Annotated in this window: 10 protein-coding genes and 1 pseudogene; all 11 read left to right on the plus strand. The window is 66.0% G+C overall.

Translation table 11 applies throughout. From position 1 onward, the window contains the following. Positions 1-80: 80 nt before the first annotated feature. Positions 81-776: pseudogene (locus ARC63_RS23950) on the plus strand (flagellin N-terminal helical domain-containing protein); the annotation flags it as partial. Positions 777-992: 216 nt separating this feature from the next. Beyond that, positions 993-1,667, plus strand: coding sequence for a flagellin (locus ARC63_RS23955; RefSeq protein ID WP_425513177.1), 675 nt, complete (start codon positions 993-995; stop codon positions 1,665-1,667). Between the two features lie 222 nt (positions 1,668-1,889). After that, positions 1,890-3,431: a flagellin N-terminal helical domain-containing protein gene (locus ARC63_RS12945; protein ID WP_057503503.1), complete on the plus strand. Its 1,542-nt coding sequence runs from the start codon at positions 1,890-1,892 to the stop codon at positions 3,429-3,431. 183 nt (positions 3,432-3,614) lie between these two features. After that, positions 3,615-4,955: a flagellar filament capping protein FliD gene (gene fliD / locus ARC63_RS12950; protein ID WP_049408894.1), complete on the plus strand. Its 1,341-nt coding sequence runs from the start codon at positions 3,615-3,617 to the stop codon at positions 4,953-4,955. Between the two features lie 125 nt (positions 4,956-5,080). Then, on the plus strand, positions 5,081-5,500 hold the full coding sequence (gene fliS, locus ARC63_RS12955) for a flagellar export chaperone FliS (protein WP_049398118.1): 420 nt from the start codon (positions 5,081-5,083) through the stop codon (positions 5,498-5,500). Positions 5,501-5,511: 11 nt separating this feature from the next. Then, a complete protein-coding gene (locus ARC63_RS12960) occupies positions 5,512-5,787 on the plus strand; it encodes a hypothetical protein (RefSeq protein WP_049408893.1) in 276 nt (91 codons plus the stop codon). Then, positions 5,784-6,362 (plus strand): PilZ domain-containing protein, encoded by a 579-nt coding sequence (locus ARC63_RS12965; protein ID WP_019336599.1) that lies wholly within the window; start codon positions 5,784-5,786, stop codon positions 6,360-6,362. The genes ARC63_RS12960 and ARC63_RS12965 overlap by 4 nt, the downstream gene beginning before the upstream one ends. Before the next feature lie 91 nt (positions 6,363-6,453). After that, entirely contained in the window at positions 6,454-7,086 is a 633-nt protein-coding gene (locus ARC63_RS12970; RefSeq protein ID WP_010485918.1) for a response regulator, read from the plus strand. A 297-nt stretch (positions 7,087-7,383) separates the two neighbouring features. After that, complete coding sequence (gene rpoN / locus ARC63_RS12975) at positions 7,384-8,793, plus strand: RNA polymerase factor sigma-54 (protein WP_057503504.1); 1,410 nt, start codon at positions 7,384-7,386, stop codon at positions 8,791-8,793. Between the two features lie 14 nt (positions 8,794-8,807). After that, positions 8,808-9,185, plus strand: a complete 378-nt coding sequence (locus tag ARC63_RS12980) for a response regulator (RefSeq protein WP_010485922.1) — start codon at positions 8,808-8,810, stop codon at positions 9,183-9,185. Further along, a complete protein-coding gene (locus tag ARC63_RS12985) occupies positions 9,182-10,687 on the plus strand; it encodes a sigma-54 dependent transcriptional regulator (protein ID WP_049453781.1) in 1,506 nt (501 codons plus the stop codon). Before ARC63_RS12980 ends, ARC63_RS12985 begins: the two co-directional genes overlap by 4 nt. Positions 10,688-11,198: the final 511 nt, after the last annotated feature.

Raw genomic sequence — 11,198 nt, forward strand, 5'->3', positions numbered from 1 at the left:
CCCCGTTCCATCCGCCTTCCAGCACGGCGCGCCCCGCGCCTTCCACAACGAAACATACCGAGCAACCACGGAGAAGCACCATGGCACAGATCATCAACACCAACACCATGTCGCTGAATGCTCAGCGCAACCTGTCCACCAGCAGCAGCTCGCTGGCCACCTCGATCCAGCGCCTGTCCTCGGGCATGCGCATCAACAGTGCCAAGGACGACGCCGCCGGCCTGGCGATCTCCGAGCGTTTCACCACCCAGATCCGTGGCATCAACCAGGCCGCGCGCAACGCCAATGATGGCATCTCGCTGGCACAGACCGCTGAAGGCGCACTGGGCGAAGTCGGCAACAACCTGCAGCGCATCCGCGAACTGGCCGTACAGGCCCGCAGCGCCACCAACTCGGCCTCGGACCGCCAGGCGCTGAACGCCGAAGTGCAGCTGCTGAAGCAGGAAATCCAGCGCGTTGCCGAGCAGACCAACTTCAACGGCACCAGCCTGCTGGACGGCAGCTTCACCAACCAGGCCTTCCAGATCGGTGCGGACCAGGGCCAGACCATCAACATCTCGCAGATCACCAATGCGAATGTGCACATGCTGGGTAGCTGGACCACGGCTTCCCGCGCTGCCTCGCTAGTGGGCGCTGCGCCGACCGGCGCAACCGCTGCGCCTGCAACACCGGCGACCGTCGCCATCGGTACTGTCGCAAGTGGTGCAGGTGGCACTGGCGCCAGCACCTTGGCAACCACCTTCACTGCGGAGAACGGCAAGGCGCTCACCATCAACATCACCGGCACGGTCGACAATGCAACCGTCGCCACGGCCCTCCAAGGAACATTTGGAGCAGATGGCAAGAATGAAGTCGACGGCTTCACCCTCGACCTCGGCGGCAGCGCCACTGTCGCAGCGGCTGTTGCGGCAGGTAGCCTGAAGGTCGTTCGTACCGACGGTTCCAACATCGACGTGACGGAAGCGGCCACCGGCTACACGACTAACGCCAGCATGGGATTCGCCACAGCGAGCACCGATGGCAAGGTGGCAGTCAGCAGGTTCGACGCGATCACTTCCGGCGAGTTCACCATCAACGGCCAGAGCATCGAAGTTGGCGCCGCCAAGGACGCAAGCGAGCGCGCGACCACCCTGGTCAACGCAATCAATGCCCAAACGCACAAGACCGGCGTCACCGCCTCGCTGATTGACGGCAAGCTGCAGTTGAACTCGCCGGACAAGGATTTCGTCGTTGGCGGCACCCTTGCCGGCGGCCTGGCCGCAGCAACTGGTCTTGCTGCCGGCAGCACCGACGCTGCATCGGCAACGCCTATCGCGGGCGCGACCTCGTTCAAGGCCGGCGAGCCCGCAACCGGCTTTGCCGAACTGGACATCTCCAACCAGGCCAACGCCGACAATGCCATCCTCGCCATGGACGCGGCGTTGCAGTCCGTCAATTCGGCCCGCGCCGACCTCGGCGCGATCCAGAACCGCTTCACCTCGACCATCGCCAATCTGAACACCAATTCGGAGAACCTCTCCGCCGCGCGCAGCCGCATCCGCGACGTTGACTACGCACAGGAAACCGCGGAACTGACCCGCGGGCAGATCCTGCAGCAGGCCGGCACGGCCATGCTCGCCCAGGCCAACCAGGTGCCGCAGAACGTACTGCGCCTGCTGCAGTCGTAATACCTGCACCACTCGAGCTGGAGCCGGGCCCCGCCATGCAGATGGCGGGGCCTTTTCGTTTGACCCGAGAAAAAAGGATCGAAACTCCGCTAAAGGCCGGAGGGGTAGTGCCGTTATTGATTTCAGCAGCGGTAGCACACCCCTTGGGGGGACGCCAGCCACTGCCCCCCGAAACCGGTCAGGCTGCTCTGCCGGACACACTGCCTACAAGGAAACCGCACCATGGCACAAGTCATCAACACCAACACCATGTCGCTGAACGCCCAGCGCAACCTGGGCACCAGCGGCGCCAACCTGGCCACCACCATTCAGCGCCTGTCCTCGGGCATGCGCATCAACAGCGCCAAGGACGATGCCGCCGGCCTGGCAATCTCCGAGCGCTTCAGCACCCAGATTCGCGGCGCCAACCAGGCTGCCCGCAACGCCAACGATGGCATCTCGCTGGCCCAGACCGCCGAAGGCGCACTGGGTGAGATCGGCAACAACCTGCAGCGCGTCCGCGAGCTGGCCGTGCAGTCGCGCAGCGCCACCAACTCCGATTCCGACCGCCAGGCCCTGAACGCCGAAGTGCAGCTGCTGAAGCAGGAAATCCAGCGCGTCGCCGAACAGACCAACTTCAACGGCACCAACCTGCTGGACGGCACCTTCACCAACCAGGCCTTCCAGATCGGCGCCAACCAGGGCCAGACGATCAACATCTCGCAGGTTGCCAACGCCAACATCAGCAAGCTGGGCAGCTGGACCACCGCCACCACCAGCGCTTCGGTCGCTGGCGCAATCCCGGCTTCAGCTGCCACCGATGGCACAGCCAGCAGCACTCCGCTTGCACTGACCGCGTTTGCGAACGCGACCGATAACACCGGCAGCGGCGGTGCATTTGACATCGGCCCCTCCACCTTCACCATTGCTGGCCAGACCCTGAACGTTGGCCCTCAGACCGGCGCTGACAACAATGCCGCAAAGACCAACCTGCGTACCGCCCTGGCTGCGCAGATCAATGGCAACGCCGAGCTCAAGGCTGCTGGCATCTCCATGGATGCCGCCACCGGCGCGATTGCCAACCTCGGTGAAGAAGCCACCCTCGCCTCCACTGCCCTGACCACGAGCGTCACCGTCGTTGAGGCAACCGCCCCGGCTTCGCCGGCCTTCGCCGCGATCGAAGCAGGCGGCCTGCAGATCAACGGCGTCGACATCACTGTGGGCTCGGCCAAGACCGCAGCTGACCGCTCCACCGCACTGGCCAACGCCATCAATGCCAAGACCCACGAAACCGGCGTGACCGCGTCCCTGATCGAGGGCAAGCTGCAGCTGACCTCGAAGGACAAGGACTTCGCCATTACGTCGGACAAGGCTGCGGCTGATCTGCTGAAGGCAACCGGCCTCGCCGCGCTTGACACCTCGAGCAGCACCGCCGCCGGCGTCGTCAAGTTCGACAAGGGTACTGCCACCGAAGGCTTTGCGGCCTTGGACATCTCCTCGGTCAACGGTGCCGACAACGCCATCCTGGCAATGGACGCAGCCCTGAACTCGATCAACTCCGCCCGCGCCGACCTGGGTGCGATCCAGAACCGCTTCACCTCGGTGGTTGCGAACCTGAACACTTCGTCGGAGAACATGTCGGCTGCCCGCAGCCGCATCCGCGACGTGGACTACGCCTCGGAAACCGCCGAGCTGACCCGCAACCAGATCCTGCAGCAGGCCGGCACCGCCATGCTGGCCCAGGCCAACCAGTCCAGCCAGAACGTGCTGAGCCTGCTGCGCTGATCCAGCGGTAGCAGAAGGCAACAACGGGAAGGGGGCGAAAGCCCCCTTCTTCGTGTCCGGAGGCGGATTGGCATGGGCCTTGCACATGGTTGGAGAGCGTTTCCACGCTCAAGCTCGCCCCTCCCAGGCCGATAGCAGGTGCAGCACACCCGCACGGCCCGTCCAAGAAAAAGGATTCCCCTCATGGCCATCGGCACGATTGGTTCCGGCCTCGACATTCCCAACCTGGTTGCACAGCTGACCGCCAAGGAACGCGAGCCCCGGGAGAAGCAGATCAACTCGGCAGGCGTTGCCGCCAGTGCCAAGCTGTCGGCGCTTGGCACCATCAAAAGTGGAATGACCAGCCTGCAGAGCGCACTGAAGACTCTGGTCAAGGGTGTGGCCACCCCCGGCCTGAAAGTCAGCACGCCGACCGAGTCAAACTTCACTGCAACCCTGGACACCAGCACGACCGCCGGCAAGGCCGCTGCTGGCAGCCACCAGGTGGAAGTCAAATCCCTGGCGCAGAACCAGAAGCTCAGCTCCAAGGCTTATACAAAGGACGCCGTGGTTGGCGACGGAACGCTGACGATCGCATACGGCGACAAGTCCATCAGCGTGAACATCGAACCCGGCGCGACGATGGAGAAGATCGCAGCTGAGATCAATTCCGCCGCCGAGAGCAAGGGCGTTACCGCAGCCGTGGTTACCGCCGACGATGGCATGCACCTGGTATTGACCGCTGTCGATTCCGGCAGCAAGGGCGCGCTGAAGGTCAGCGCCAGTGGCGGCAATGGCGGACTCTCCGAACTGGCCTATGACGGCACATCGGCGTCGAAGATGACCGAGATGGTGCCCGCCAAGGACGCTGTGGTCGTGGTGGATGGCTTCACCCGCACCAGCAGCTCCAACACCATCACCGATCTGGTGCCCGGCATCAGCCTCACCCTGACCAAGGCGAAGGAAGGCGAGACGCAGACGCTGACCGTCACTCCGGACAACAGCACGCTGAAGACCAACCTCACGGCCTTCATCACCGCCTACAACGGCATTCAGGCGACACTGAAGAGCTCCAGCGCCTACAACGCCGAGACGCGCACTGCATCGACCATGACCGGAGATGCCATGGTCCGCGGCCTGCAGCAGCAGCTGCGCGCCCAGCTGAGTGCGAACGTCAACGATCTCAAGGATCTGGGCATCACCATTGCTGCCGATGGCAGCATGAGCCTTGATGGCGCCAAGCTCGACACGGCGTTGGCCAAGAACCCCGAGGCCGCCACCAAACTGTTCGGCGCAGAGGGCGCACTGGGCAAACCGATGACCGAACTGCTGAAGAGCAGCCTGGACGCGACCACCGGCACGATCACCCAGCGCACGGCGACCTTGAACAAGCAGATCAAGGCGCTCGAAAAGCAGCTGGACGAGCTGGACAAGAACATGGAAAAGGTGGCCGACCGCTACACCAAGCAGTTCACCGCGATGGAAAAGATGGTCACACAGATGCAATCGGCCGGCGGCTCGCTGATCCAGCAGCTCGGCAACTGATTTCCAGGCATTTTTCCTGCGCAGTCAGCGCTCAAGTAGAGCCCTGGCTGCGCCGATAACCCGTTAGACCCGTGCCGAACCCCTCCACCCACGCGGATGGGCAGGCATTCCAGGAGACTTCCCCTATGTACGGTTCCAATCGGCAGTTCGCCGAGCAGTACCGAAAAGTCGGCGTGACCACCTCGGTCGTTGATGCCGATCCACACAAGTTGGTAGCGCTGCTGCTGGCCGGTGCCTGCGAACGCATCCGCACCGCTGAAGCCTCTCTGCAACAGAATGACCAGGCGCGCAAGGGCAAAGCAATCGGCGAAGCCTGTGCGATCGTCGGCCACCTCAACGGCTCGCTCGATCACGAAGCCGGCGGCGAGATTGCCGGCAACCTGTCGGCACTGTACGACTTCGTCATCATGCGCCTGACCGAGGGCAACCTGCACAACGATCCGACCGCACTGAAAGAAGCCCTGGGCTTGATGGTGGAGATCGACTCGGCCTGGAACGCGATTCCGGCAGACCAGCGTCAGGTCACCAAAGCGGTGGCCCCATGAACCTTCAAACAATGCACGATGCCCTTGATACGCTGGAAGCCAGCCTCCCGGGCGAGGATCACGAAACCAGCGAGCGCCTGATGGCCGAACACCTGGAAGCCGTGGCCGCCCTGTCACTGGTTGTCGAGCGCCCCAGCGACGCCGCCATCCTCGCCCTGCGTGACCATCAGCAGCGTGTGCTGGCCCGCATGATCTCCCTGCGCGACGAAGCCGCCGCGCACCTGAAGCACACCGGGCGCTCCCTTCGCGCGGCACATGCCTACCTCCAGGCAGAATCGCTGGCATGACCCAATTGCCGACCACGTCGCTGCATCATCCGGCCGAAAGCGAGCTGTTCGACGAGACGCTCAGCTGCGAGCTGGCCCTGCCGGCCGAGTTCCAGGCAGGCAGCGCCGCTGGCCGTACCAGCAGTGCCGAGGGCCTGCTGCGCAGCCTGGCCCTGGTCGAGGACAGCCGTGTCGACGAGCACGACGACCGCAATGAGTCCAGCCTGCAGCTGCAGCGGCTGGAAGCCAAGCTGGATCTGGCGATGGTGCTGCTGGGCCGGCTGGTACGCCAGCAGGGCCAGGAACTGACCCTGCGCCCCGTACGCTGGTCACGCCGCGGCATCCGCCTGCAACTGGGTCCGCGCAGCGGTGCCAGTGCCGGCCAGGCCGGCGTGGTACGCCTGCAGCCCAGCGACTGGCTGCCCGACCATATCGACCTGCCCGTGGAAGTGATCGCCGAAGCGGCGGACGGTGGCGGCGGTCACTACCTGTGGCTACGTTTCCAGCGTCTTGGCGATGGACTGGAGATGGCGATGGAGCGGCATCTGTTCCGCCTGCATCGCCGCCAGGTGGCCGAAGCACGCCGCGCCCGCTGAAACCTGCCACCATGGCGGCGGATGGACAAGCCTTGGCGCGCCCGTTCAGCTAAGTTAAGGTGGACTCCCCTCACGGACCTCCAACGTGCCTGTGCGAGTTCTCATCGTCGACGATCACACCCTGGTCCGCGCCGGCCTGGCGCGGCTGCTGCAGGGGTTTGCCGACGTGCAGCTCGTCGCTGAGGCCAGCAATGCCGAGCAGGCACTGCAGCTGGCCCTGCAGCACGCCCCGGATGTGGTGCTGATGGACCTGTCACTGCCCGGTCGTACCGGCCTGGAAGCCCTCAGTGACATCCGCCTGCGCGCCCCCGGCACCCGGGTGGTGATGATGACCATGCATGACGACGCCGCGCACGTGCGTGACGCGCTCGATCGCGGTGCGGTCGGGTTCCTGGTCAAGGATGCGGCGCCGCAGGAGCTGGAACTGGCGCTGCGTGCCGCGCACGCCGGACAGGTGTTCCTGAGCCCGCAGATCTCCGCCAAGATGCTGGCACCGATGCTCGGCCGCGAGAAACCCACCGGCATCGCCGCGCTGTCGCCACGCCAGCGCGAGATCCTGCGCCGCATCGGCAAGGGCGAGAGCAACAAGGAAATCGCCGCCGACCTCGGCATCAGCGTCAAGACGGTGGAGACCCACCGCGCACGCATGATGGAATCGCTCGGCTGCCGCCGCGCCAACGATCTGCTGCTGCTGGCCGCGCGCCACCAGCACGAGCTGGAGTGATTGCCTGCGAAAGGGATCTGACCCCTGCCCGGCACGGCACCGGCGACGAATTCCCGTCACCCTGACACGCTCCGACAGGAACCCGTACACGGCGCAGCCCGGTCAACCCGGCAACCACACCGAAAATCAGCAACTTAGGCGCGATCATCGTCAACATTCCGCGCCGATGTAGGGAATACCCCTACATCCTGTCAGGACATTCACGAAGGCCCTCAGGAACCCCCTGATTCCGCCCCCGCCGGATCAAAAGCAAGATGCGTTCCACAAGGCACCGGGGAGCGGTGCCGGGGAACCACGATGAAGGCTGCACTCTCGACCCAGCTGGGCCAACAACTTCACCTTACCCCGCAGTTGCTGCAGTCGATCCGGCTGCTGCAGCTCGATGGGCTGCACCTGGAACAGGAAATCCAGCGCCTGCTGGACTCCAATCCGTTGCTGGAGATCGAAGAGGCCGAAGCGCCCGCAGCCGATGCCACCGAGGCCAGCGCCACGACGATGGACACCGCCGCCTTCGACGAGCTGCCGGAGTCGTCGATGTGGGACGTGGCCGGCGCCAGCTGGCAGGACGGCGACGACGACCGCATGGCGCGCATCGCCGCCGGCGAATCGACCGACCCGCAGCTGCGTGTGCTGCAGCGCCTGTCGCTGGACATGGACGACCGCGAACTGGCGGTGGCCGCGTTCTGGCTCGATCACTGCGACGAGGCCGGCTACCTGCAGGCACCGCTGGACCAGCTGCAGTTGCTGGCCAGCGCCCAGTTCGATATCGCCGCCAACGGCGTCGAAGCCATCCGCCAGCAGCTGCTGCACGGCGAGCCCGCCGGCATGGCTGCGCAGGACCTGCGCGAAGGCCTGCAGGCGCAGCTGCGCAGCCTGCATGGCACGGTTCCCGCCCGCCATCTGGCCACCCGCATTCTCCACGGCGCACTCGAAGCACTGGCCGCACACGACTACCCCGCCCTCGCCCGCCTGCACGACGCCGAGATCGACGACGTGCGCGAAGCCGTGCGCCTGATCCTGTCGCTGCAGCCGCGCCCGGGTGACAACCTGCTGCCCGAACGCAATGCCGTGGTGGTACCGGACGTGGTCGCCTGGCACGCCGACGGCCAGTGGAAAGTCGCCCTCAACCCGGCCACCAGCCGCCGGGTCTCGATCAACAGCCAGTACGAACAGGCCTTGGCCGAGACCAGCGAGGCCGCACCGGCACTGCGCGAAATGCTGCAGGAAGCGCGCTGGTTCAGCCGCGGCCTGTCGATGCGCTACGACACCCTGCTGCGCACCGCGCGGGTGATCGTCGAGCGCCAGGCCGCGTTCCTGGTGCGTGGCGAAGAGGCCATGGCGCCGCTGACCCTGAAGGAAGTGGCCGAGGAAATCGGCATGCACGAGTCCACCGTCTCGCGCATCACCACCGGCAAGTTCCTGCAGACCCCGCGCGGCACCTTCGAACTGAAGCACTTCTTCGCCGTGCGCCTGGAAGGCGCCAGCGTCTCCGGCCAGGCCGTGAAGGCCATGGTCCGCCGCCTGATCGACGCCGAACCGGCCGGCCGGCCGCTGGCCGACGAGGCCATCGCCGGCCTGCTGTCGCGCCAAGGGGTGAACATTGCCCGCCGAACCGTCGCAAAATACCGAGAACAACTGGACATCGCCCCGGCCCGTGAACGGCGCCGGCTTGGCGCCAGGCAACCGCAGCTGGCCCGGGTGGGCTGAAAAGGATGTTGGACATGAACAAGCTCACGGTCCTGTTGGTCGATGACCACGAGGGCTTCATCAATGCGGCGATGCGCCATTTCCGCAAGATCGACTGGCTGCAGATCGTCGGCAGCGCCGGCAATGGTCTGGAAGCGATCGAGCGTTCGGAAACGCTGCGCCCGCAGGTCGTATTGATGGATCTGGCCATGCCGGAGATGGGGGGCCTGCAGGCCACCCGCCTGATCAAGTCGCAGGACGATGCACCGTACATCGTGATCGCCAGCCACTTCGACGACGCCGAGCACCGCGAGCACGCGCTGCGCGCCGGCGCCGACAATTTCGTCAGCAAGCTGTCCTACATCCAGGAAGTCATGCCGATCCTGGAAGGCCTCAGGGAGGATCGATCGTGAGCGAATCGCGCATCCTGGTGCTGGACAACGACGCCGTGCGCGCAGAGCGCACCGTTGCCCTGCTGGAATTCATGGACTTCAACCCCCGCTGGGTGTCCGACGCGGCCGACTTCGACCTGGGCCGCCAGCGCCAGAACGATTGGATGGCGGTGATCGTCGGCAGCCTGGACGACAACGCCGCCAGCACCGCACTCTACAACTGGCTGGGTGGCAGCAGCCTGCCGCCGCCGGTGCTGCTGGCCGATGGTGACGGGGTAACGTTTGCCCGCCAGCACGGCCTGCACGAAGCCAACATCTGGCCGCTGGAAACGCCGCTGCGCCATGCGCAGATGGAAGCCCTGCTGCGCCGCGCCAGCCTCAAGCGCCTGGACGCCGAGCACCAGGCCGGTGCCGCGCAGGATCAAGGCCCGACCGGCAACGGCCCGGCGGTGACTGCGTTGCGTACCATGATCGAGCAGGTCGCCGCGTTCGATACCACCGTGCTGGTGCTGGGCGAATCCGGTACCGGCAAGGAAGTCGTGTCGCGTGCGATCCACCAGCGCTCGCCGCGCCGTGATGGCCCGTTCGTGGCGATCAACTGCGGCGCCATTCCGCCGGACCTGCTGGAAAGCGAACTGTTCGGCCACGAAAAGGGTGCGTTCACCGGCGCACTGACCGCCCGCAAGGGGCGTTTCGAAATGGCCGAGGGCGGCACCCTGCTGCTCGACGAAATCGGCGACATGAGCCTGCCGATGCAGGTAAAGCTGCTGCGTGTGCTGCAGGAACGCAGCTTCGAGCGCGTCGGCGGCAACCAGACCATCCGCTGCAACGTGCGCGTCGTGGCCGCGACCCACCGCGATCTGGAAACGCGCATCGCCGAAGGCAAGTTCCGCGAGGATCTGTTCTACCGCCTCAACGTGTTCCCGATCGACGTGCCCGCCCTGCGCGAGCGTCGCGAAGACCTGCCGGCGCTGGTGGAAACCATCGCCGCACAGTTGGCGCGCACCGGTCGTGGCGAAGTGCGCTTCACCCCGGAAGCCCTGCAGGCCCTGGCCGGCTACGAATGGCCGGGCAATGTGCGCGAACTGACCAACCTGGTCGAGCGCCTGGCGGTGCTGCATCCGGGCGGTTCAGTACGCGTGCAGGACCTGCCGGCCCGCTACCGTGGCGACACCGCACTGGCGGCGGTGGCTGCACCGGCGCCGGCAGCTACGGTTGCCAACGAAGAACGCCTGGACCTGCGCAGCTTCTCGTTCCACACCCCAGGCAGCGGCAACCAGCCGGCACTGGAGCACGGCATCGCCGTCAATCGCCCGGCGGCACCGGCGGCGCTGCCTGACGAAGGCATGGACCTGCGCAACCACATGGCCAACATCGAACTGGGCCTGATCAACGAAGCCCTGGAACGCACCCAAGGCGTGGTCGCCCACGCCGCCCAGCTGCTCGGCCTGCGCCGCACCACCCTGGTGGAAAAGCTGCGCAAGTACGGCATCGAACGCGAGCAGGCCGAACTAGCCGGCTGAACCGCGTCACCCGCATGAAGGGGGCACGAACGCCTGGGCTTGCCCGGGCGTTCGTGTTTCCAGAACCCGGGGTCGGAGCCCTGCGCATCTACAGCGCCGGAACGCCGGCCGCTGGACACCGCAGACGTAGGCCAGAAAACCGACGCCGGTTAAATGGCGCGTCACGGCCCAGAATCGCGCCATCTATCTATCCATGCCGTGGATCAAGCGTGTCGACCAAGGTCGACACCCACCAGGAGCAGCATGCCGACCAACGGTCGGCACCTACCAACAGCAGCGGCCAACTGTCGGAGGCGGGGTGGGTCTGGTTGCGGGGGGGCCGCGGCAACGGGGCCGCGGCCCAGCCCCCCAGGACGGGGGTGCGGGGTGCCCCCCCCCCCGACCCCCCCCCCCCACCCCCAAAAGCCCCCCCCTTTTCGGTGGCGTTTGCGCTGCTTCTGCGGTGGGGCGGGGGCGCGCCCCCCGCCCCCCCACCCCCCCCCCCCCCCAACCACCCAACAACGGTCGGCGG

The sequence above is a fragment of the Stenotrophomonas geniculata ATCC 19374 = JCM 13324 genome (genome assembly GCF_001431625.1).
Classification (GTDB): domain Bacteria; phylum Pseudomonadota; class Gammaproteobacteria; order Xanthomonadales; family Xanthomonadaceae; genus Stenotrophomonas; species Stenotrophomonas geniculata.